The organism is Rhodococcus sp. DMU1 (assembly GCF_012272955.1).
Taxonomy (GTDB): Bacteria; Actinomycetota; Actinomycetes; order Mycobacteriales; family Mycobacteriaceae; genus Rhodococcus; species Rhodococcus aetherivorans.
Genome location: NZ_CP050952.1, coordinates 4557341 through 4578961, shown reverse-complemented (window position 1 = coordinate 4578961; position 21621 = coordinate 4557341). Strand labels below are relative to the sequence as shown.

The following is a 21621-nucleotide window of genomic DNA, read 5'->3' as shown; positions in this document are numbered from 1 at the left end:
CCGCCCGTGACAACGTCTGTGGCCCGGCCACGCGCGGTGGCCGACCACCACGGGCGGGTACTCGTTCGGCGGGGATCCCACACTTCCCCCGACGGGGCGACGAGAACGGATGCCCGGCGGGCGGACGTATTCGGGGCCGGAGGTTTCGACCGCGCGTCAGTGGGCACAACGGTTCAGGGCCGTCTCGTAGTCCGGATGCGGGCCGGCCAAGGTGCCCCGGGTTGAACTCGACAGCCCGGGGCGCCGAACTCCCTCGGCATGCCGGGCCGACCGGCGGGTCGAACGGCAGTTCCGGCCGGTCAGCGGGTGAAGCGCTCGACCGCGGCACCGGGCCGCCACAGGTCCACGTACAGGTGCTCCCCGTCCACCGACGTGAGCACCGCCTCGGCCAGGCCGAGTTCGAACACGTGCATCGGTCCCGGCGGCACCTCCTCCGGGTAGGCGGCGAGCACGGCTGCCTTCTCCTCGTCGTGCAGCTCCCGGGCCCGGCCGGCGACCTTCGCGTCGCCCCCTGTCATCGAGTGGTGCCCGGGATTCGAATGCAGGGCGTAGCGCGGATCGCGCTGCAGATCGCGCGCTTTCCGCGCGCCGGGCATCGAGCCGAGCACCAGCCGGCCGCCGACGATCTCGACCTCCGTCCCGCTGACGCGGGGCGACCCGTCCCGTCGCACCGTCGCCAGGACGTGATGCTTGTGCGCCTGCAGTCGTGCGGCGATCGCCTTCGCCAGATCCGGTGCCTGCTCGGAGAACTCGTCCCATGTGGTCATGGACCCAGCATGCCCCCGTATCACTGACATCCGATGTCAGTGTTTTCCGCGTAGGCTGCGGACATGCGATCGGCACGTCTGCTCGCGATGATGCTCCGGCTCCAGGGCAGCGCGGGCCTGACCGCGCGGCAACTCGCGGACGACCTCGGCGTGTCGGTGCGCACCGTGTACCGCGACGTCGGTGCCCTGTCCGCCGCGGGGGTCCCGGTGTGGACCGAGAGCGGACCGGGTGGCGGCATCCGCCTGCTCGACGGGTGGCAGTCCCGGCTGAGCGGGCTCACCAGCGACGAGAGCGCCGCGCTGATGCTGCTGGGGGTGCCCACCCTCGCCGCCGACCTCGGGGTGGAGCTCGAGGCGGCACGCGGCAAGCTGCTCGGATCCATGCCGGTCACCCTGCGCAGCGCCGCCCAGGCGTGGCGCGACCGGGTACACGTCGACGTCCCAGGCTGGTTCGCCGCACCGGGCGACAACACGCACCTGCCGGCGGTCGCGTCCGCCGTGTTCGACGAGCGCCGCCTGCACATCCGCTACCGGCGCGGTGCCCGGACCGTGGCCCGCACCCTCGACCCGCTCGGGCTCGTCGCCAAGGCCGGGGTCTGGTACCTCGTCGCCGCCCACACCGGTCACGTCCGCACCTACCGCGTCGGGCGCATCGCGTCCGCCGACGTGCTCGACGCTCCCGCGCACCGCCCCGGCGGATTCGACCTGCCCGCCTACTGGGCGGCGTCCGCGGCGGAGTTCGACCGGGCCCTGCGCACGTTCGCCTGCACGGTCCGCCTCACCCCGGCCGCGTGGCGGCGCCTGCCCCGCGTGGTGGGCGCCGACGCCGCCGCCGTCGAGCCGGGCCCGCCGGACGCGGACGGGCGGGTTCGGGTGGACCTGCTGCTCGAGGCCGAGGAGGTGGCGCTCGACCAGCTCCTCGCCCTCGGCGGCGGGGTCGAGGTCGTGGCCCCGCGGTCGTTGCGGGCCGCCCTCCGCGGCGCCGGCGAGACGCTGGCCCGGTGCAACTCGTGACGTCGGATCGAAAGCGACAGTCGTTCTGCGCGAACGGCTCTCGTGGTGCAGCGGTGTGAGCGGACGGCTCAGCGCACCAGCTTCCACTTGTGCTCGTGCCGGTAGAACGTGGACCGCTTCACCGCCCGGGGATTGGCCACCCCGTCGCGGGTGAGCAGGGCGCCGGGCGAGCCGAGCTGGACGGCGCGTCCGGTCACCCAGCGGTAGCCGCCGAACCAGCGCGGCCGGTCGATCGCGGCCCGCAGTCCCGGCATGTCGGGGATCGGCTCGATCCGCACGCCCGGGGCGACCCCGCTGAACAGGCGGGTGTCGTCCACGTACGCCTCGCCGACGAGCTCGCCGACCTCACCCTCGACGAGGGCACGCCCGACGAGGGCGATGCCGGCGTCGTCGCGGATGAGCGGCACCGGCCGGGCCACGCCCTGCAGGGCGACGGTCGCGGCCTTGGACCCGAACCGCAGCCCGTAGGCCTCGGCGGCCGGGGTGCGCCGCTCGGGCACGTAGGCCAGTTCGATGCCGAGCCGCTCCGTGCGCATCATCCGGGTCAGCGCCGCGGCGAAGGCGGCATCCCCGCCCACCACCACGAGCCGGGGATCCTCGACCGACTCGAGATGCGCGAACACGTCCTCGAAGTCGTCCTTGCCGGGAAGCACGGGGGCGGTCAACGTGGTCAGGGACGTCAATGTCAACGGCAGCGGGGCGTCACCGCACTTGAGCACAACGGGGGTCAAGAGCACTCCTCTCGCGGCCGACGATGCTCCGTTCACTCTAGTCACGACGGGCCCCGCCGCCGGGCGCCCGAACGTGGCACGGTGAGTCGGGCGGATTCTCGGTCCCCGCCACAGGCGGGGCGGCGACCGGCGGACGCCGGAGGCAGCGCCGCGGACGTGGTCCGCTAGACTGTCCCCCCGGCTTCTGTTCTGTGACGGCAGAACCCTGCAGGCGGAGGGCGCCCGCACGTCGACACCCTAGGAGACAGCGAAATGCCGGCAATCGTCCTGATCGGCGCCCAGTGGGGCGACGAGGGCAAGGGCAAGGCCACCGATCTGCTCGGTGGCCGGGTGCAGTGGGTGGTGCGCTACCAGGGGGGCAACAACGCCGGCCATACCGTCGTCCTCCCCAACGGGGAGAATTTCGCGCTGCACCTGATCCCTTCCGGCATCCTCACTCCCGGCGTCACCAACGTGATCGGCAACGGAGTGGTCGTGGACCCGGGCGTGCTGCTCGACGAGCTGGCCGGTCTCGAGAACCGCGGGGTCGACACCACGAACCTGCTGCTCAGCGCCGACGCGCACCTGATCATGCCGTACCACGTGGCCATCGACAAGGTCACCGAACGCTTCCTCGGCGCCAAGAAGATCGGCACCACCGGCCGCGGCATCGGCCCGTGCTACCAGGACAAGATCGCCCGCGTGGGCGTCCGCGTCGCCGACGTCCTCGACGAGAAGATCCTCACCCACAAGGTCGAGGCCGCCCTGGAGTTCAAGAACCAGGTGCTGTCGAAGATCTACAACCGCAAGGCCCTCGACCCGCAGCAGGTCGTCGACGAGGTGCTCGGTCAGGCGGAGGGCTTCAAGCATCGCATCGCCGACACCCGGCTGCGCCTGAACCTGGCCCTCGAGGCCGGCGAGACGGTGCTGCTCGAGGGCTCGCAGGGCACGCTGCTCGACGTCGACCACGGCACCTACCCGTACGTGACGTCGTCGAACCCCACGGCCGGCGGCGCGGCGGTCGGGTCGGGCATCGGCCCCAACCGGATCGGTACGGTGCTCGGCATTCTCAAGGCCTACACCACCCGCGTCGGTTCGGGCCCGTTCCCGACCGAACTGTTCGACGAGCACGGCGCCTACCTGGCCAAGACCGGCGGCGAGGTCGGCGTCACCACCGGCCGGGCCCGGCGCTGCGGCTGGTTCGACGCCGTGATCGCCCGCTACGCGACCCGCGTCAACGGCATCACCGACTTCTTCCTCACCAAGCTCGACGTGCTGTCGAGCCTCGAGACCGTGCCGATCTGCGTCGGCTACGAGGTGGACGGGGTCCGCGTCGACGAAATGCCGATGACACAGACCGACATCCACCACGCCACGCCGATCTACGAGGAGATGCCCGGCTGGTGGGAGGACATCTCCGACGCCCGCACCTTCGAGGACCTGCCGAAGAACGCACAGAACTACGTGCTGCGGCTCGAGGAGCTTTCGGGCGCGCGCATGTCGTGCATCGGCGTCGGCCCGGGCCGCGACCAGACGATCGTGCGGCGCGACATCCTGGGCTGAAACCCGCTGCGGCTGCCCGTCAGAACAGGGTCGGATCGTCGAAGCCGGGGGCGTGCTCGAGCGCGAGCAGCTCCCGCTTCGTGACGGTGCTTCCGGGTGCGGAGAAGCCGCCGATGCCGCCGCCCGCGGCGAGGATCCGGTGGCACGGCACGACGAGCGGAACGGGGTTGCGTCCCAAGGCCTGTCCGACGGCCTGCGCTCCGGCCGGCCGGCCGATCCGGGTGGCGACCTCGCCGTAGGTCGCCACCGTCCCGGGGCCGATCGTGCGCGCGAACTCGTAGACCGCGGTGTCGAATTCGGACACGTTCTGGTAGTCGACCGGAACCCAGCGCAGGTCGTCCGGGGCGCCGGCGAGATGCGCGGTGACGGCCTCGATCACGGGCTGCACCGCGGCCGGGGCCGGGCGCTCGACCGCGTCCGGGAACCGCTCGAGCAGTTCGTCGCGCGTCGGCTCGGGTGCGGTCTCGGGCAGTTGCAGGCCGACGATGCCGGCTGCGGACCACACGAGCCCGCATGTGCCGACGGCGGTGTCGAAGAGGGTGTAGCCGAGGGTGGTCACGTCGTCAGTATGGACTGGCCCGGGGACAGGCGACCACTTCACCGACTGGACTGCGATACTGGACCGGTGATCACGCGTGCGATCGGCGCCGGCTCCCTGGCCCGCGACCTCGGCAACTGGCAGGACACCGCCGATCGGCGGCCCGCGTACCGGGCCCTCGCGGACGGAATCCGCCTGCTGGTGCACGACGGCCGCGTCCCCCTGGGGGTGGCGCTGCCCAGCGAACGCGAGCTCGCCGCCGCGCTGGCCCTGAGCCGCACCACCATCACCTCCGCGTACACGGCGCTGCGCGAGGCCGGCTACCTGCGCAGCCGGCAGGGCGCGCGCAGCACCGTCGCGCTGCCGTCGGGCCGGACCGCCGCCCCGGCGCGGGCGGGCGGTCCCGGTCCCGCCCGGGCGCCCGAGACCGTGGATCTGAGCTACGCGTCCATGCCCGCGCCCGCCGCCGAGATCGAGTCCGCCTACGCGGCCGCGTTGCGCTCGGTGCCGGCCTACCTCGACTCGCACGGCATGGAGCCGATCGGCGTGGCCCCGCTGCGGGAGGTCATCGCGCGGCGCTACCGGGAGCGGGGGCTGCCCACGGACGCCGACCAGATCATGGTCACCTCCGGCGCGCAGCACGCGCTGCGCCTGCTGCTCGGCGTGCTCACCGACGCCGGCGACCGCGTGATCGTCGACCATCCCACGTATCCCAATGCGCTCGAGGCGATCCGGCGGCACGGGGCGCGGCCGGTCGTGGTGCCGGTGCGGCCCGAGGGCGGCGCCGACGCCGGCTGGGACCTCGAGGGCCTGCGCAGCGCCGCGCGGCAGACGGCGGCGCGAATGGCGTTCCTGATCCCGGACTTCCACAGCCCCACCGGGCTGTGCATGGGCGCACAGGGCCGGGCCGAACTCGTCCGGATCGCCCAGGAGACCCGCATGACGCTCGTCGTGGACGAGACGATGGTGGACCTGTGGCTGGACACCCCACCGCCCCCCGCGGTCGCCTCGTACGGCGCGGACCGGTCCGTAGTGACGGTGGGATCCACCGGGAAGTCCCTGTGGGGCGGGCTCCGGGTGGGCTGGATCCGTGCCGACCGGTCCCTGATCACGCGGCTCGTGGGGGCACGCTCCGCCGTCGACCTCGGCACGCCGGTGATGGAGCAGCTCGCCGCGGCGCACCTGCTCGGCGACGTCGAAGACCTGCTCGAGCGGCGGCGTGGACAGCTGCGCCGCCGCCGGGCGGCGATGCTCGGCGCGCTCGGCGAGCACCTGCCCGACTGGAAGTACACGGTGGGGCCGGGCGGGATGTCGCTGTGGGTGCGGATGCCCACGCCGGTGTCGACGGCCCTCGCGGCGACCGCCCCGAATCACGGTGTGGTCCTCGCCGCCGGACCGCGGTTCGGCGTGGAAGGCGCGTTCGAGCGCTTCCTCCGGCTGCCGTACGCGCGGGAGGTCGACGAGGTGCGCCGGGCGGTGGCGTCCGTGGCGTCGGCGTACGACGCGCTCGCCCGCGGCCGGGACCTCGCGGAACCACACCTCGTGGTCTGATTCGGAGGTGGCCGGACGGGGCCCGGGAACCGGTCCGCGGCGTTATGCTCGAGGGGTACGCACGGGCGGTCACGCCGTTGTGGCCGTCCGCGAGCCGCCACTTCGGACGGATGCGAGAACGACTGTGGCCGAAAAGGATCCGTACGCGACGCAGCGCGACATCGGGTTCGACCTCGCTGCCGAACTCGCCGCCGCCGGGTTCGACGACGCGCGGGAGATCGGGCGCGGCGGATTCGGTGTCGTCTACCGCTGCTACGAGACCGCACTCGATCGCCCGGTCGCGGTGAAGGTCCTCACCTCCCACATGGACACAGACAACCTCGAGCGTTTCCTGCGTGAGCAGCGCGCCATGGGACGGCTGTCCGGGCATCCCAACATCGTCAACGTCCTGCAGGTCGGCACCACCGAATCCGGGCGCCCGTACCTCGTGATGCAGTACCACCCGCGCGACTCGCTCGACGCGCAACTGCGCCGCTCCGGGCCCATCCCGTGGGCCGAGGTGGTGCGGATCGGCATCAAGCTGGCCGGCGCCCTCGAGACCGGCCACCGCGTCGGCATCCTGCACCGCGACGTCAAGCCGGCCAACATCCTGCTCACCGAGTTCGGCGAGCCGCAGCTCACGGACTTCGGGATCGCCCGCATCAGCGGGGGCTTCGAGACGGTGACGGGTGAGGTGACCGGGTCGCCGGCGTTCACGGCCCCGGAGGTGCTCAGCGGCCGCGTGCCCACCCCCGCATCGGACGTCTACAGCCTCGGCGCCACGCTGTTCTGCGCGCTGACCGGGCACGCGGCATTCGAACGGCGCAGCGGCGAGCGGGTCGTGGCGCAGTTCGTGCGGGTGACCACCCAGCCCGTTCCGGACCTGCGCGAGCAGGGCGTCCCGGACGGATTGTCCTCGGCGATCGAGCGTTCCATGTCGGTGGACCCGCAGGTCCGGCCCGCGACCGCCGCCGAGTTCGGGGAGCTGCTGCGCGAGGTGCAGGCCGACGAGGGTCTGCCGGTGGACGAGCTGCCGGTAGCCGGGGAACTCGAGCCGGGCTCGGAGCCCGGTCACCCTCCGTCGCCGTCCGTGTCGGAGCGGCGGAGCACCTACCGGTCCGGCGTGCGCGCCACCACCCCGCCGGTGCCGGCGACCCGGTTCCGTCCGCCGTCGACCACACGCCGGCTCGTGCCGCGACGGCGCCTGCTCGCCGTCCTCGACACGGAGCAGCGCCGGAAACTGACCGTCATCCACTCCCCGCCGGGATTCGGCAAGACCATGCTGGCCCTGCAGTGGCGCTACGCGCTCACCGAGAGGAACGTGCCCGTCGCCTGGCTCAACGTCGACCACGACGACAACAACGTGGTGTGGTTCCTGGCCCACCTCGTCGAGTCGATCCGGCAGGTGCGGCCCTCGCTGGCCCGCGAGCTCGGCCAGGTGCTCGACGAACACGGCGACGAGGCCGAACGTTACGTGCTCACCTCACTCATCGACGAGATCCACAGGGCCGGTGAACGACTCGTCGTCATCATCGACGACTGGCATCGGGTCGACGACCCCGCGACGATCGCCGCGATGGCCTTCCTGCTCGACAACGGCTGCCACCACATGCAGCTCGTGGTGGTCGGCCGGACCCGCGCGGGACTGCCGACGAGCCGGATGCGGGTGCGCGACGAGCTCGTCGAAATAGACTACGAGGCATTGCGATTCGACGAGTCCGAGGCGCGGACCTTCCTCGTCGACCTCGCCGGGCTGGACCTCGACGACGACGAGGTCGCCGACCTGACCGCCGCCACCGACGGGTGGGCGGCCGCGTTGCAGCTCGCGGCGGTGTCGCTGCGCGGACGCGAGGACCCCGGGGAACTGATCTCCCACCTGTCCGGCCGGCACCGGGCGATCGGCGACTTCCTCGCCGAGAACGTGCTCGAGTCGCTGCCCCCGGACGACGTCGAGTTCCTGCTCACCACCGCGGTGACCGAACGCATCTGCGGCAGCCTCGCCACCGCGCTCACCGGGCACGAACGTGGTCAGGCCCTGCTCGAGGACCTCGAGGACCGGGACCTGTTCCTGCACCGGATCGACGAGGACGGCCGCTGGTTCGGATATCAGCCGTTGTTCGCCGAGTTCCTCCGGCAGCGGCTCGAACGCGAGCACCCGGAGCGCGTCCCGGCCCTGCACCGGACCGCGTCCGAGTGGTACGAGGGCCATGCGATGGTCGGCGAGGCGGTCGACCACGCCCTCGCCGCGGGCGACGAGGACCGCGCCGTCGACCTCGTCGAGAAGAACGGGCGCCGGATGATCGAGCACGGGCACGCCACCACGCTGCTCGGGCTCGTCGCCAAGCTGCCGCGCCGCGCCGTGGCGGGCCGGATCCGCCTGCAGCTGTCGATCGCCTGGGGGAACATCCTGCTGCACCGCTCGGCGCCGGCGCTGCACGCGCTGGACGTGGTCGAGGCGGCGGTCGCGGCCGACGGTGTGAATGCCGAGGAGGCGGCCGACATCGCCGTCGAGGTGGAGGTCGTGCGCAGCATCGTCGCCCTGCGCTGCGACCGCCTGGAACGCGCCGACGATCTCGTCGAGCACTGCCTGGCCCGCGCCGCCACCCTGCCGCCACTGGTGATCTCGTCCGGGCTCAACGTCGCCACGTTCGCCGCGGTCTACCGGGCCGACTACGACGAGGTGGTTCGGCTGCAGCAGGTGGCGCAGCCGTACCACGAACTCAACGAGGGCCCCTACAACACCATGCACGCCCGCGCCCTGCTGGGGCTGGCCGCGGTCGAACAGCTCGACGTCGCCGGGGCCGAGGAGCATTTCCGCGCGGGACTGCGCGCGGCGCGGCGCGGCAGCGGCCGGCACTCGTCGGCCGCGGTGCTGGCCGGGTCGATCCTCGGTGAGCTGCTCTACGAGCGGGGCGAGCTCGACGAGGCCGAGCGGCTGCTCGACGACGGCTTCGCCCTCGGCTCGGAGGGCGGGGTCGTGGATTTCAAGATCTCGCGGTACGTCGTCGGTGCCCGGCTCAAGGCCGTGCGCGGCGACCGCGAGGCGGTGGTGTCGCGACTGGCGGACGGCGCCCGTGCGGCCGCCGCCATGAACCTGGAGCGGCTCGCGGCGGCCGTCGAGAACGAACGCGTCCGGCTCGGTCTCGGGCCGCTGCCGTCGGCGCCGCGGCAGCAGCCGGTCGCCTACGGGACGCGGCCGCGCCCCGACCACGGCACGGCGGCGTGGACCGCGCAGCTCGAGGAGGCCACGGCCATCCGGGGGCTGCTCGCCGATCCGACGCCGGAGAACACCGAGCTGGCGTGCCGGTGGGCCGGCGAGTGGGTGCAACTGCTGCGCGGCAGCCGCCGGGCGCGCAGGCTGCTGCGCGCGGAGCGGCTCGAGGTGGCCTGCCTGGCCGCGGCCGGGCACGACGAGGAAGCGGCGACCCTGCTGGCCTCCGTCGCCGCGCGGTGCGAACAGGCGGGTCTGCTCCGGTTCCTGCCCGACGGCGGCCCGCTCGTGCTCGACGTCGCGCGCCGGCTCGCGGACGAGCTCACCGCGGGCAGGGGCCGCGCCGGTCGCCCGGACGTGTCCCCGGCGTTCCTGCTGGACGCGGTCGACACGGGCGCCGTGCACCTCCTGTAGACGCCTGCGGCGCCGGTGTGTCCTTCGGGTCGCCAGGGCAGCCCAAAGGACACACCGGCAGCTCTGCTGCCTAGCGCCAGACGGAGTCGACGTCGGTGGCCTCGCCGGCCGGCGGGGCCGGCGGGCCCGCCGGGGTACGGGAGAACCGGGGCGCGGGGGCGTGCTGGGTGACGCCGTCGAGCTCGATCAGCGAGCCGCGGGCCGCGATGTGCGGGTTGGCCGGGGCCTCGCCGAACGTGAGCACGGGGGAGACGCACGCGTCGGTGCCGTCGAAGATCGCGGCCCATTCGTCGCGGGTCTTGGACAGGAACTTCTCGGTGAACAGCTTCTTCATCTGCGGCCACGCCGAGGTGTCGAGCTGCTGCGGCAGATCGGCCGGATCGAGCTCGAGGCCCTGCAGCAGCAGCGCGTAGAACTGCGGCTCGATGGAACCGACGGCCATGTACCTGCCGTCGGCGGTCTCGTACACGTCGTAGAACGGCGCGCCGGTGTCGAGGAGGTTCACGCCGCGCTCGTCCGACCACACGCCGCGGCCGCGGAACGCCCACATCATGTGCGAGAGCGCCAGCGCGCCGTCGACCATCGCGGCGTCGACGACCTGCCCCTTGCCGGAACTCTGACGCTCGACGAGGGCGGAGAGGATGCCGAAGATCAGGAACATCGAGCCGCCGCCGAAGTCGCCGACCATGTTCAGCGGCGGCACCGGCCGCTCACCCTTGCGCCCGATGGCGTGCAGCACGCCCGTCAGGGAGATGTAGTTGATGTCGTGGCCGGCGGCGTGGGCGAGCGGGCCCTCCTGGCCCCAGCCGGTCATCCGCCCGTAGACCAGGCGCGGGTTGCGGGCCAGCGCGACGTCCGGGCCGAGCCCCATGCGCTCGGTCACGCCCGGGCGGAAGCCCTCGATGAGGACGTCGGCGCGCTCGATCAGCCCGAGGACCTTCTCGACCTGCTCGGGATCCTTCAGGTTGGCCTCGACGACGCGGCGGCCGCGCTGGATCTGGTCGCGGTGACCGGCGGGCGGGATCAGGCCCGGCCGCTGCACGCACACGACGTCGGCGCCGAGATCGGCGAGCAGGGTGGCGGCGTGCGGGCCGGGGCCGAGTCCCGCGAACTCGACGACGCGGATACCCGCGAGCGGACCCTTCTTCTCAACAGCTTCAGCGGACACTCGTCGAACCTCACTCGGGGTGCGTTGGGACCATTCCACGAGGAGGCTACCTTAGCGATCGCTAGAATGTGCCGGGGGTCACGGCACGTCGCCTATCCCTCGTAGAGATCCCCCTCGTTCAGCCGGGTGGCCTCGAACGCCTCCTCGAGGGTGTCGTGCCGGTACACCGAGACGACATGGTCGCCCACCACCCGGAATGCGATCGCCTCACTGCGCGGGTGCTCCGGATCGGCCGCCCACGTGGCGGTCTCCTCGACCACGACGATCCCCTCGTGCACGAACATCCGGCCGGGCCGGAACGTCACGCCCGCCGTCGTCGCCCACTCCCGCAGCTCGTCGAGGCCCTGATCCTCGTCGTCGTCCCCGGTGGGGAGCACGATGTCGTCGCTCGACAACGCCAGCAGGGTCTCGATGTCGTTGGAATTGACAGCGTCGTGCCAGGCCAGGACGGTCGCGATCTCGGAGGTGCTCATACGAGCAGATGCTAGTACCCCGGACCCGCCACGCACGGGTTGCCGCAACCTTGCCTGGCCGCGGGGTGAGGCGCACAGTGGTTCCCATGACGATCCGCGGTCAGCTCGTGAGCTTCCTGCCCAGTACCGATCTCGACATCTCGGAGATGTTCTACGTCGACACCCTCGGCTTCGAGAAGCTGTCCCGGGACCACTTCACGCTGATTCTGGACGCGGGCGGCGGCTCGCCCGTGCGGGTGACGCTGGTGCAGTCCCGCGCCGATACCGGTTACACCGCCCTGGGGTGGCGGGTACCGAACCTGAACGAGACCGTCGAAGCGCTGCGCGCCAAGGGCGTCGAATTCGTCCGGTACAACGGCATGGCCCAGGACGAACACGACGCGTGGACGTCGCCCGAGGGCATGCGGGTCGCGTGGTTCCGCGACCCCCACGGAAACGTGCTGTCGCTGATGGAGGCCACCGGCTAGGGCCGACGTGGCCGCGAGGGGGCGGTTCTCGTCGACGCCACTCGCGTGATGCCGCGACCACGTCCCCCTCGGCGCAACCGCGACCGCGTCAGCTGCACCCGCTGGTGCTGCCGCACGACGGACAGGCGTGGCAGGAACCCGAGCGCTGCATCTGCACCCCGCACTGCATGCAGTACGGCGCGTCGCTGCGGCGCGCACGACCCTGCCGGGTGTCGGCCACCGCGTCGTCGAGGACGGGCGCGCTGCGCTCGGCACCGGTGCGGATGCCGAGTTCGGCCCGCTCGTCCGCGTCGAGGTACTCCACCGCCAGGCGCCGGAAGATGTAGTCCAGGATCGACGTCGCGATCCGGAGGTCCGGATCGTCGGTGATGCCCGCCGGCTCGAACCGCGTGCTGGTGAACGCGTTGACGAACGTGCGCAACGGAACCCCGTACTGCAGGCCGTAACTGACCGCCATCGAGAACGCGTCCATGATTCCGGCCAGGGTCGAGCCCTGCTTGGCCACCCGCAGGAACATCTCGCCCGGACGGCCGTCGTCGTACTGGCCGACGGTGACGAAGCCCTTGCAGTCCGCGACGCGGAACTCGAAGGTGCGCGACCGGCGCAGCCGGGGCAGCCGTTCCCGCCGCGGCGCCGGGGCCGTCGCGGCCGGGGCCGCCGTGGCCGACAACGGTTGTCCCAGTTTGCAGTTGTCGCGGTACACCGCGATCGCCTTGAGCCCGAGCCGCCACGCGTCGAGAAACAGTTCCTCGATGTCGGCCGCCGTCGCCGACTCCGGCAGGTTGACCGTCTTCGAGATCGCGCCGGACAGGAACGGCTGCACCGCGGCCATCATCAGGACGTGGCCGCGCGGCTCGATCACGTTGTCTCCCATCGACGTCGCGAACACCGGCAGATGCTCGGGCCGCAACTGCGGCGCGCCGACGACGGTGCGGTGCGTGTCGATGTGGGTGATCAGCTCGGCCACCTTGTCCGGGGGATAACCGAGCCGCGACAATGCCCGGGGCACCGTGCGATTGACGATGGACAGCGTCCCGCCGCCCACCAGCTTCTTCGTCTTCACCAGGGCCAGATCGGGTTCGATACCGGTGGTGTCGCAGTCCATGGCCAGGCCGATCGTGCCGGTCGGCGCGAGGACCGTCACCTGGCTGTTGCGTACCCCGTGTTCGGCGGCGAGGGCGCACGCGGTGTCCCAGTCCTCCCGCGCCGCGGCGAGAACGTCGGCGGGCGCGACCTGCTCGTCGATGTCGTCGACGGCACCGCGATGACGGGCCAGCACCGCGAGGGTGTGCTCCCGGTTCTCGGCGAATCCGTCGAACGGCCCGAGCCGGCGCGCGAGCCGTGCCGACACCGCGTACGCGTGCCCGGTCATGAGCGCGGTGAGCGCCGCGGCGTACGCCCGTCCGGCGTCGCTGTCGTACGGCAGCCCCAGGGCCATCAGCAACGCCCCGAGATTGGCGTAGCCGAGACCGAGTTGCCGGAACCGGCGCGAGGTCCGCGCGATGCGGTCGGTGGGATAGTCGGCGCGGCCGACGAGGATCTCCTGGCCGGTGAGCACGACCGCGACGGCGTGCCGGAACCCGGCGACGTCGAACGTGCCGTCGTCGCGCAGGAACGTCAGCAGGTTCAGGCTCGCCAGGTTGCACGCCGAGTCGTCCAGATGCATGTACTCCGAGCACGGATTCGAGCCGTTGATCCGGCCCGTCGCGGCCGCGGTGTGCCAGCGGTTGATGGTGGTGTCGAACTGCAGGCCCGGATCGGCGCACTCCCACGCGGCGGCCGCGATGCGGTGCAGCAGTTCGCGGGCCGGCACCGTGCGCACCGTCGCCCCGGTGGTCACCGCGCGCAGCGGCCACTCGGCGCCGTCGGCGACGGCCTGCATGAACTCGTCGGTCACCCGCACCGAGTTGTTGGCGTTCTGGTACTGCACCGAATGGATGTCGCGACCGTCGAGTCCCATGTCGAAGCCGGCCGCGGCCAGCACCCGCGCCTTGCGTTCCTCGATCGCCTTGCAGTCGACGAACTCCTCGATATCGGGATGGTCGACGTCGAGGATCACCATCTTCGCGGCCCGGCGCGTCTTGCCGCCGGACTTGATGGTGCCCGCCGACGCGTCCGCGCCGCGCATGAAACTCACCGGACCCGACGCGGTACCCCCGCCCGCCAGCGGTTCGGCCGACGACCGGATGCGCGACAGGTTCACGCCCGCCCCGGACCCGCCCTTGAAGATCACCGCCTCCTGGCGGTACCACTCGAGGATCGAGTCGATGCTGTCCTCGACCGACAGGATGAAGCACGCGCTGGCCTGCTGCGGGGTGTCGGGCACCCCGATGTTGAACCACACGGGGCTGTTGAACGACGCCCGCTGCGTGAGGATCAGGTACGTCAGCTCGGCGGCGAACGCCTCCGGGTCGTCGAGATGACCGTCGGCCGCACCCCACGCGGTGACGGTGTCCACGATGCGGGCGACGACGTCGCGCAGCGAGCGTTCCCGCGCCTCGGTGCCGAGGGTGCCGCGGAAGTACTTCTGCGTGACGATGTCGGTGGCGATCTGCGACCAGGCGGCGGGAAACTCGACGTCGCGCTGCTCGAATACGACCGCGCCGGTGCCGTGGTGGACGATGCGGGCGTCGCGCCGCTGCCAGTCCACCTCGTCGGCCGGGTCGACGCCGGCCGTGGTGAAGAACCGTCCGGTGTCCGACTCGAGGTTCGGTTCTGCGACGTCCATCGCGTCCTCCAGGTGCGACCTGCGGGGCACATATAGTCCCCTCATGGTCTCACCCCGAATCGGCACCCCGCTCACTCCCGGCGCCCTGCGCGTCATGCTGCTCGGCGCAGGTGAGCTCGGCAAGGAGGTGGTCGTCGCGCTGCAACGGCTCGGTGTCGAGGTGATCGCGGTGGACCGGTACCCGAACGCGCCGGGGCACCAGGTGGCGCACCGCGCGCACACCGTCGACATGAGCGACCCGCAGGCCCTGCTCGCGCTCGTCGAGGCCGAACGACCCCACCTGGTCGTGCCCGAGATCGAGGCGATCGCCACCGACGCGCTCGCGATCGTCGAGGAACGCGGTCTCGCCGAGGTGATCCCGACCGCGCGCGCCACCCGGCTGACCATGAACCGGGAGGGCATCCGCCGCCTCGCCGCCGAGGAGCTCGGGTTGCCCACCTCCCCGTACCGCTTCGCCGAATCCCTCGACGAGGTCCGCGCCGCCGCGGCCGAGGTCGGCTTTCCGTGCGTGATCAAGCCGGTGATGTCCTCGTCCGGCAAGGGCCAGTCCACGGTCCGCACCCCCGACGAGATCGCCGCCGCCTGGGACTATGCGCTCGCCGGCGGGCGCGTCGACCTCGGCCGGGTCATCGTCGAGGGCTTCGTCGACTTCGAGTACGAGATCACCCAGCTCACCGTCCGCGCCGTCGGGCCGGCCGGGGAGGTCGAGACGTTCTTCTGCGAACCGATCGGGCACCTGCAGCGCGCCGGCGACTACGTCGAGTCCTGGCAGCCCCAGCCGATGAGCGAGCGGGCCCTGGCCCGGTCCCGGGAGATTGCGGCGACGGTGACCGGCGCGCTCGGCGGCCGCGGCGTCTTCGGCGTCGAACTGTTCGTCGCGGGCGACGACGTGTTCTTCTCCGAGGTGAGCCCCCGCCCGCACGACACCGGCCTGGTAACCCTGCGCTCGCAGCGCTTCTCCGAATTCGAGCTGCACGCCCGCGCGATCCTGGGCCTGCCGGTCGACACCGCGCTCCTCGCGCCCGGGGCGTCGGCGGTGATCTACGGCGGCATCGACGCCGCCGGCATCGCGTTCGAGGGCGTCGCCGACGCGCTGTCGGTGCCCGAAACCGACCTGCGGCTGTTCGGCAAGCCTGAGTCGTTCGTCCGTCGTCGCATGGGTGTGGCGGTGTCCACCGGCCCGGACGTCGAGACCGCGCGGGCCCGCGCGGTCGAGGCGGCGTCGCGCGTGCGGCCGGTGGCGCCGTGACCGCCGGCGCGGAGGTCCTCGTCGGGCTCGCGATCCTCGTCGGCCTCGTCGGCATCGTCGTGCCGATCCTGCCGGGCACCCTGCTGATCTTCGGGGCGATCGCGGTGTGGGCCGTCCTCACCGGCGGCACCGTCGCGTGGACGGTCTTCGCCGTCGCGACGACGGCCCTGCTGGTCACCGGCATCGTGAAGTACACGTGGCCGGGAGGACGGATGCGCCGCGCCGGGGTGCCGACCCGCTCGATCGTCGCCGGCGGTCTGCTCGGCATCGTCGGCTTCTTCGTCGTCCCGGTGATCGGTCTGCTGCTCGGTTTTCTGCTCGGCACGTACCTGTCCGAGGTGCAGCGGCACCGCACCCACCGCGACGCCTGGCTCTCGACCGTGCACGCGACGAAGGCGGTGGCGCTGTCGATCCTCGTCGAGCTGCTCGGCGGTCTCGTCGCCGCCGGTGTGTGGCTCGGCGCGGTGCTGCTCACCTGACCGTCGCAGCCTCCGGATACGGCTGTGGCCGAATGTCACATCGTGTCGATCCAAACGAGGCGATGTGACATTCGGCCACGGCGGGGGAGCGGGTGGCGTCAGGCCTTGTGCGGCTCCGAGGCGCGGAACATGTCCTCGCGCTCGACGACCTTGACGCGCTCGCGGCCCTCGGCCTCGCCGAGGCTGCGCTCGTGCGCGTCGAGGCGGTACCAGCCCTGCCAGGTGGTGTAGGGCAGCTGCTTGTCCTCGAGGAAGGCGACGATCGCGTCCTCGGACGGGTCCTCGGGGGTATTGAGCAGCCCCTGCGCCCGGTCGGCGAGCAGGTTCGCGACGGTCTCGTTCGCATCGCCCTTGGTGTGGCCGATCAGGCCGACGGGGCCGCGCTTGATCCAGCCGGTGACGTAGGTCGCCTGCAGGTAGCGGGCGGTGCCCTCGGCGGCGTCGTCCGCGACGACGCGTCCGGCCTCGTTGGGCACGGTGCCGGCCTGCTCGTCGAACGGCAGCTTGGCGATGTTCTGCGACAGGTAGCCCACGGCCCGGTACACGGCCTGGACCTCCCAGTCACGGAACTTGCCGGTGCCGCGGACGTTGCCGGTGCCGTCGAGCTCGGTGCGCTCGGTGCGCAGGCCCACGACCTTGCCGTCCTCGCCGAGGATCTCGGCGGGGGACTCGAAGAAGTGCAGGAACAGCTTGTGCGGGCGGTCGCCGACGTCGCGGATGGCCCAGTCCTGCAGGGTGTTGGCCACCATGTCGACCTGCTTGGAATTGCGGCGCGCCGCCTCCGAGCCCTCGTCGTAGTCGATGTCCTCGGGGTCGACGATGACCTCGATGGTGGGCGAGTGGTCGAGCTCACGCAGCTCGAGCGGGGTGAACTTGGCCTGGGCGGGACCGCGGCGGCCGAACACGTGCACCTCGACGGCCTTGTTGTTCTTCAGGCCCTCGTAGACGTTGGCGGGGATCTCCGTCGGCAGCAGCTCGTCGCCGGTCTTGGCCAGCACCCGGGCGATGTCGAGGGCGACGTTGCCGACGCCGAGCACGGCGACCTTCTCGGCCTCGAGCGGCCAGTTGCGGGGCACGTCCGGGTGGCCGTCGTACCAGGAGACGAAGTCGGCGGCGCCGTAGCTGCCGTCGAGTTCGATGCCGGGGATGTTCAGGGCGCGGTCGGCGTTGGCGCCGGTGGAGAAGATCACCGCGTCGTAGAAGCGGCGCAGGTCCTCGAGGGTGATGTCGGTGCCGTAGTCGAGGTTGCCGAGCAACCGGACCTGGGGCTTGTCGAGCACCTTGTGCAACGCGGTGATGATGCCCTTGATGCGCGGATGGTCCGGGGCCACGCCGTAACGGATGAGACCGAACGGGGCGGGCATCCGCTCGAACAGGTCGATGCTGACCTCGGTGTCGGACTTCATGAGCGCATCGGCGGCGTAGATACCGGCGGGGCCGGCACCGACGATCGCGACGCGAAGGGGACGAGTCTGATCGGTCATCAGGGGTCAACTACCTCTTCGGTGTGCGGACGGACGTGGTTCAGCTTAATTGAGGAAGGGAGCCGGCAGGGGTGGCTGCCATGGGCACGCGGGAGCGGCAGGAACTGCGCGACGAACCGGGCGTGACGAGAAATCGCTTCAGCGACAACACATGTGGGCGCTCACTCGACACAGGTCGACGGCGAGACGTCGAACGAGGTGCGTAGAGGCCATGGGCAATTCCTACCTCGAGAGGGTTTATTGGGGCAAATGCGCCCGCGGGGGGCCGTGCCCGCGCGGCCTAGGATCGCCCCATGGCAGCCGAACGCGCACCCGAACCCGACCCGGACGAAACGGACCGCAGCAGCGCGACGCCGTTCCTCGCGGCGCTCGCGATCATCGTGGTGCTCGTCGTCGGGGTGTTCGTCGCCCAGCTGGTGTCGCCGTCGGACAGCAGCACCTCCGGGACCGAGCTCGTCGTGCGAACGGTCGACGACTACGTCCGCGCGCACAACGCCGGTGACGCCCCCGCGCAGGACCGCTTGCGCTGCGACGGGCTCCCTGCCGACCGGGCCCCGCTGGCCGGCGTGGACGGCGAGGTGCAGCTCGAGGGCGTCGAGAACGTCGAGGCGGACGGCGACCGGGGAACCGCCGACGTGCGCGCCCGGTTCGACGGGAACGAGCAGACCGCCACGTGGCAGTTCGTCCGGATCGACGACGTCTGGCGGGTCTGCACCTTCTGATCGGGGACCGGCGCCACCCGCCCGCCTGGTCGGCTCGCCGCGAACTGTGAAAAGCTGGTGCGGTGAGCTACGCAGGTGATATAACGCCGCAGCAAGCGTGGGAGCTGCTGCGCGAGAACCCGGACGCCGTGCTCGTCGATGTGCGTACCGACGCCGAATGGAAATACGTGGGGGTTCCCGAGACCTCTCCCATCGGGCGCCGCACCGTCTTCGTCGAGTGGGTGCGCTACCCGGACGGTGCCCGCAACGCGGGGTTCGTCGAGCAGCTGAAGGACGCCGGCGTGACCGGCGGGCCGGTCGTGTTCCTGTGTCGCTCGGGACAGCGTTCCATCGCGGCCGCGGAAGCGGCCACCGCGGCGGGCCTGGCCCCGTCGTACAACATCGTCGAAGGATTCGAAGGCGGCCTCGATGCCGAGAGGCATCGCGGAGCCGAGGGCTGGCGGGCCGCGGGCCTGCCGTGGAGGCAGTCGTGAGCGCAATTCCCAGGGGCGGCGCCTTCGAGCGGCCGCTGCCGGCATCGGTGCGTCCCGCCACGCTCGGCGTGCGCGGCGGCACCATGCGGTCCGGATTCGAGGAGACCTCCGAGGCGATCTACCTCAATTCCGGTTTCGTCTACGAATCGGCCGAGGCCGCGGAGCAGGCGTTCACGGGCGACGTGGACCACTTCGTCTACTCCCGGTACGGCAACCCGACCGTGAAGATGTTCGAGGAGCGGCTGCGGCTGCTCGAGGGCGCCGAGGGCTGCTACGCCACCGCCTCCGGCATGTCGGCGGTGTTCACCTCCCTCGCCGCGCTGCTCGGCAAGGGCGATCGCCTGGTCGCGGCCCGGAGCCTGTTCGGCTCCTGCTTCGTGGTGTGCAACGAGATCCTGCCCCGCTGGGGCGTGGAGACGGTGTTCGTCGACGGCGAGGACCTCGACCAGTGGGAACAGGCGCTGTCCGTGCCCACGACCGCGGTCTTCTTCGAGACGCCGTCGAACCCGATGCAGACCCTCGTCGACGTGCGCCGGGTCTCCGAGATGGCCCACGCCGCCGGTGCCAAGGTGGTGCTCGACAACGTCTTCGCCACGCCGCTGCTGCAGCGCAGCCTGGATCTCGGCGCCGACATCGTCGTGTACTCGGGCACCAAGCACATCGACGGCCAGGGCCGCGTGCTCGGCGGGGCGATCCTCGGCCCGCAGGACTACATCGACGGCCCGGTACAGCAGCTCATCCGGCACACCGGCCCGGCGCTGAGCCCGTTCAACGCCCACACCCTGCTCAAGGGCCTCGAGACACTGCCGCTGCGGATCCGGCACTCGGTGGAGTCGGCCGGGCGGATCGCCCGCTTCCTCCAGGACCACGCCGCGATCAAGTGGGTCAAGTACCCGTTCCTCGAGTCGCACCCGCAGTACGACCTGGCGCGGTCCCAGATGAGCGGCGGCGGCACGGTCGTGACCTTCGAGCTGGACGCCCCGGAGGGCGAGGGCAAGAAGCGCGCGTTCGAACTGCTCGACGGGCTGCGCATCGTCGACATCTCCAACAACCTCGGCGACGCCAAGTCGCTGATCACCCACCCCGCGACGACGACGCACCGGGCGATGGGTCCGGAGGGCCGGGCGGCAATCGGCCTGTCCGACGGTGTGGTCCGGTTGTCGGTGGGGCTCGAGGATCCGGAGGACCTGCTCGAGGACTTCGAGCAGGCGCTGAAGTAGCCCGCTGCCGCGTCGGAGGCGACAGCCACGTCGAGGCCGTACCGGCATCGCGGACTCCGACCCCCTGGGCCTGCCGAGTCGATGACACCGGCCGTACCGGACACCGAAGGAGAGCCGGCTCGGCGGTCGGGTGTGCTTCGGTAACGTACAAGTCGACCCGCAACTGCGTGTCGTTCGATCGGCTCTGCACAGCCGAACTGTGGGAGGTTCCCGTGGCTGGTGGTCTCGTCGCCCTGTTGGACGACGTCGCGGCACTGACGAAGGCGGCCGCGGCGTCCATCGACGATATCGGCGCCGCGGCCGGCAAGGCCGGGGTCAAGGCGGCCGGTGTCGTCGTCGACGACACCGCCGTCACCCCGCGCTATGTGCACGGGTTCACCCCCGATCGAGAACTGCCGATCATCCGCAAGATCGCGACCGGGTCGATCCGCAACAAGCTCCTGATCATCCTGCCGGTGGCGATGCTCCTGAGCCAGTTCCTGCCCCAGGCGCTGCCCTACCTGTTGATCGCCGGTGGTCTGTACCTGTGCTACGAGGGGGCCGAGAAGGTCTACGAAGCACTCACCGGTGGTCACCACGACGAGGACGCGACTGCGGGGCAGAGCGGGCCGGAGTTCGAGAAGTCGATGGTCAGCGGCGCGATCCGCACCGACCTCATCCTGTCGGCCGAGATCATGGTGATCTCCCTGGCGTCGGTCGAGGACGAACCGTTCCTCACCCGGCTGCTGGTGCTCGTCGTCGTCGCGATCCTCATCACCGCCCTGGTGTACGGCGCGGTCGCGCTGATCGTGAAGATGGACGACGTGGGCCTGTCGCTCGCCCGACGCCGATCGTCGTTCAGCCGACGATTCGGGCGGGGGCTCGTGGCCGCGATGCCGAAGGTGATGACGGTGCTCACCGTGGTCGGGATCGCCGCGATGCTGTGGGTCGGTGGCCACATCCTGCTCGTCAACGTCGGCGAGGCAGGATTCCATTGGCCGGCCGACCGCCTCCACGATCTCGAACACTGGTTCGGCGATCTCGTGCACGGCGGCTTCGGCGGTGTGCTGTCCTGGACTGCCGGGACCGTGGCGTCCGCACTCGTCGGGCTCGTCGTGGGCGCGATCATCGTCCTGATCGCGCACCTGATTCCGAAACGGAAGAAGCGCGGCGCGGCGCACTGACGATGTCGACGTCCTCCGATGGGGTCACCGGGGTGGGGAACCGGTCGAAGACGGCGTCGGGCCGCCGTCCCCGGACCCGGCGTCCTGCGATACGCTGCGGTGACCCCGCTTGCCGGCGGGGTGCCGCAGCGTATCGGTGAAGTCCGGTGTAATCCGGCACTGTCCCGCAACTGTGAGGCCGGCAGCGCGCTGCCGGACGAGTCAGGTCGGCCGGCGCGGCGGTCACGTACTGGTCCTCGGACGAAGGA

The 21621-nt window shown here is 71.5% G+C and carries 18 protein-coding genes and 1 riboswitch; of the genes, 11 read left to right on the top strand and 7 right to left on the bottom strand.

Features of this window, described 5'->3' with window-relative positions:
- Nucleotides 1-299 precede the first annotated feature (299 nt).
- Entirely contained in the window at nt 300-767 is a 468-nt protein-coding gene (locus HFP48_RS20940) for a pyridoxamine 5'-phosphate oxidase family protein (RefSeq protein WP_006945450.1), read from the bottom strand.
- Nucleotides 768-830: 63 nt separating this feature from the next.
- Here HFP48_RS20940 and HFP48_RS20935 point away from each other — a divergent pair, with 63 nt between their 5' ends.
- Nucleotides 831-1781 carry a YafY family protein gene (locus HFP48_RS20935; protein ID WP_102800154.1) on the top strand — a complete coding sequence of 317 codons (951 nt, stop codon included), beginning with the start codon at nt 831-833 and terminating at the stop codon, nt 1779-1781.
- Between the two features lie 68 nt (nt 1782-1849).
- Here HFP48_RS20935 and HFP48_RS20930 read toward each other — a convergent pair whose 3' ends face one another.
- A complete protein-coding gene (locus tag HFP48_RS20930; protein ID WP_029545383.1) occupies nt 1850-2500 on the bottom strand; it encodes a hypothetical protein in 651 nt (216 codons plus the stop codon).
- Between the two features lie 264 nt (nt 2501-2764).
- Here HFP48_RS20930 and HFP48_RS20925 point away from each other — a divergent pair, with 264 nt between their 5' ends.
- Nucleotides 2765-4054, top strand: a complete 1290-nt coding sequence (locus HFP48_RS20925; RefSeq protein WP_006945457.1) for an adenylosuccinate synthase — start codon at nt 2765-2767, stop codon at nt 4052-4054.
- Between the two features lie 19 nt (nt 4055-4073).
- Here the strand turns inward: HFP48_RS20925 and HFP48_RS20920 are convergent, their stop codons facing one another.
- Nucleotides 4074-4613, bottom strand: coding sequence for a methylated-DNA--[protein]-cysteine S-methyltransferase (locus HFP48_RS20920; protein ID WP_006945458.1), 540 nt, complete (start codon nt 4611-4613; stop codon nt 4074-4076).
- 66 nt (nt 4614-4679) lie between these two features.
- Between HFP48_RS20920 and HFP48_RS20915 the strand changes: the two genes are divergently transcribed.
- Nucleotides 4680-6143: a PLP-dependent aminotransferase family protein gene (locus HFP48_RS20915; protein ID WP_006945460.1), complete on the top strand. Its 1464-nt coding sequence runs from the start codon at nt 4680-4682 to the stop codon at nt 6141-6143.
- A gap of 124 nt (nt 6144-6267) precedes the next feature.
- Nucleotides 6268-9747, top strand: a complete 3480-nt coding sequence (locus HFP48_RS20910; RefSeq protein ID WP_006945466.1) for a serine/threonine-protein kinase — start codon at nt 6268-6270, stop codon at nt 9745-9747.
- Between the two features lie 70 nt (nt 9748-9817).
- On the opposite strand, the gene HFP48_RS20905 is transcribed toward HFP48_RS20910, so the two are convergent.
- Together HFP48_RS20905 and HFP48_RS20900 are read right to left on the bottom strand one after the other, a co-directional pair.
- The gene (locus tag HFP48_RS20905) at nt 9818-10915 is read right to left on the bottom strand and encodes a CaiB/BaiF CoA-transferase family protein (RefSeq protein WP_043802346.1); all 1098 of its coding nucleotides are present in this window, start codon (nt 10913-10915) and stop codon (nt 9818-9820) included.
- Nucleotides 10916-11007: 92 nt separating this feature from the next.
- Nucleotides 11008-11388: a nuclear transport factor 2 family protein gene (locus tag HFP48_RS20900; protein ID WP_006945477.1), complete on the bottom strand. Its 381-nt coding sequence runs from the start codon at nt 11386-11388 to the stop codon at nt 11008-11010.
- Nucleotides 11389-11474: 86 nt separating this feature from the next.
- Here HFP48_RS20900 and HFP48_RS20895 point away from each other — a divergent pair, with 86 nt between their 5' ends.
- Complete coding sequence (locus HFP48_RS20895; RefSeq protein ID WP_029545379.1) at nt 11475-11855, top strand: VOC family protein; 381 nt, start codon at nt 11475-11477, stop codon at nt 11853-11855.
- Nucleotides 11856-11943: 88 nt separating this feature from the next.
- Here HFP48_RS20895 and HFP48_RS20890 read toward each other — a convergent pair whose 3' ends face one another.
- Nucleotides 11944-14583, bottom strand: coding sequence for a vitamin B12-dependent ribonucleotide reductase (locus tag HFP48_RS20890; RefSeq protein WP_168579954.1), 2640 nt, complete (start codon nt 14581-14583; stop codon nt 11944-11946).
- Nucleotides 14584-14626: 43 nt separating this feature from the next.
- Here HFP48_RS20890 and purT point away from each other — a divergent pair, with 43 nt between their 5' ends.
- Together purT and HFP48_RS20880 are read left to right on the top strand one after the other, a co-directional pair.
- Nucleotides 14627-15832, top strand: coding sequence for a formate-dependent phosphoribosylglycinamide formyltransferase (gene purT, locus HFP48_RS20885; protein ID WP_168579953.1), 1206 nt, complete (start codon nt 14627-14629; stop codon nt 15830-15832).
- Nucleotides 15829-16311: a DUF456 domain-containing protein gene (locus tag HFP48_RS20880; protein WP_006945492.1), complete on the top strand. Its 483-nt coding sequence runs from the start codon at nt 15829-15831 to the stop codon at nt 16309-16311. Before purT ends, HFP48_RS20880 begins: the two co-directional genes overlap by 4 nt.
- Nucleotides 16312-16409: 98 nt before the next feature.
- Here the strand turns inward: HFP48_RS20880 and HFP48_RS20875 are convergent, their stop codons facing one another.
- A complete protein-coding gene (locus HFP48_RS20875) occupies nt 16410-17795 on the bottom strand; it encodes an FAD-dependent oxidoreductase (RefSeq protein WP_050035686.1) in 1386 nt (461 codons plus the stop codon).
- Between the two features lie 293 nt (nt 17796-18088).
- On the opposite strand from HFP48_RS20875, the gene HFP48_RS20870 reads away from it, so the two are divergent.
- From HFP48_RS20870 to HFP48_RS20855, 4 genes are all read left to right on the top strand, one after another.
- A complete protein-coding gene (locus HFP48_RS20870) occupies nt 18089-18517 on the top strand; it encodes a membrane protein (RefSeq protein ID WP_029545375.1) in 429 nt (142 codons plus the stop codon).
- Nucleotides 18518-18579: 62 nt separating this feature from the next.
- Complete coding sequence (locus HFP48_RS20865) at nt 18580-18990, top strand: rhodanese-like domain-containing protein (protein ID WP_006945501.1); 411 nt, start codon at nt 18580-18582, stop codon at nt 18988-18990.
- The gene (locus tag HFP48_RS20860; RefSeq protein WP_006945502.1) at nt 18987-20210 is read left to right on the top strand and encodes an O-succinylhomoserine sulfhydrylase; all 1224 of its coding nucleotides are present in this window, start codon (nt 18987-18989) and stop codon (nt 20208-20210) included. Before HFP48_RS20865 ends, HFP48_RS20860 begins: the two co-directional genes overlap by 4 nt.
- Before the next feature lie 212 nt (nt 20211-20422).
- Nucleotides 20423-21373, top strand: a complete 951-nt coding sequence (locus HFP48_RS20855) for a DUF808 domain-containing protein (protein WP_029545373.1) — start codon at nt 20423-20425, stop codon at nt 21371-21373.
- 89 nt (nt 21374-21462) lie between these two features.
- Nucleotides 21463-21606: riboswitch (cobalamin riboswitch) on the top strand.
- The last annotated feature ends 15 nt before the right edge of the window (nt 21607-21621 follow it).

What these genes read in the sequence shown, in the direction of transcription:
- HFP48_RS20940 (WP_006945450.1), bottom strand. Translation starts at nt 767, where the DNA reads ATGACCACATGGGACGAGTTCTCCGAGCAGGCACCGGATCTGGCGAAG.
- HFP48_RS20870 (WP_029545375.1), top strand. Translation starts at nt 18,089, where the DNA reads ATGGCAGCCGAACGCGCACCCGAACCCGACCCGGACGAAACGGACCGC.
- HFP48_RS20925 (WP_006945457.1), top strand. Translation starts at nt 2,765, where the DNA reads ATGCCGGCAATCGTCCTGATCGGCGCCCAGTGGGGCGACGAGGGCAAG.
- HFP48_RS20935 (WP_102800154.1), top strand. Translation starts at nt 831, where the DNA reads ATGCGATCGGCACGTCTGCTCGCGATGATGCTCCGGCTCCAGGGCAGC.
- HFP48_RS20895 (WP_029545379.1), top strand. Translation starts at nt 11,475, where the DNA reads ATGACGATCCGCGGTCAGCTCGTGAGCTTCCTGCCCAGTACCGATCTC.
- HFP48_RS20875 (WP_050035686.1), bottom strand. Translation starts at nt 17,795, where the DNA reads ATGACCGATCAGACTCGTCCCCTTCGCGTCGCGATCGTCGGTGCCGGC.
- purT (WP_168579953.1), top strand. Translation starts at nt 14,627, where the DNA reads ATGGTCTCACCCCGAATCGGCACCCCGCTCACTCCCGGCGCCCTGCGC.
- HFP48_RS20890 (WP_168579954.1), bottom strand. Translation starts at nt 14,583, where the DNA reads ATGGACGTCGCAGAACCGAACCTCGAGTCGGACACCGGACGGTTCTTC.
- HFP48_RS20900 (WP_006945477.1), bottom strand. Translation starts at nt 11,388, where the DNA reads ATGAGCACCTCCGAGATCGCGACCGTCCTGGCCTGGCACGACGCTGTC.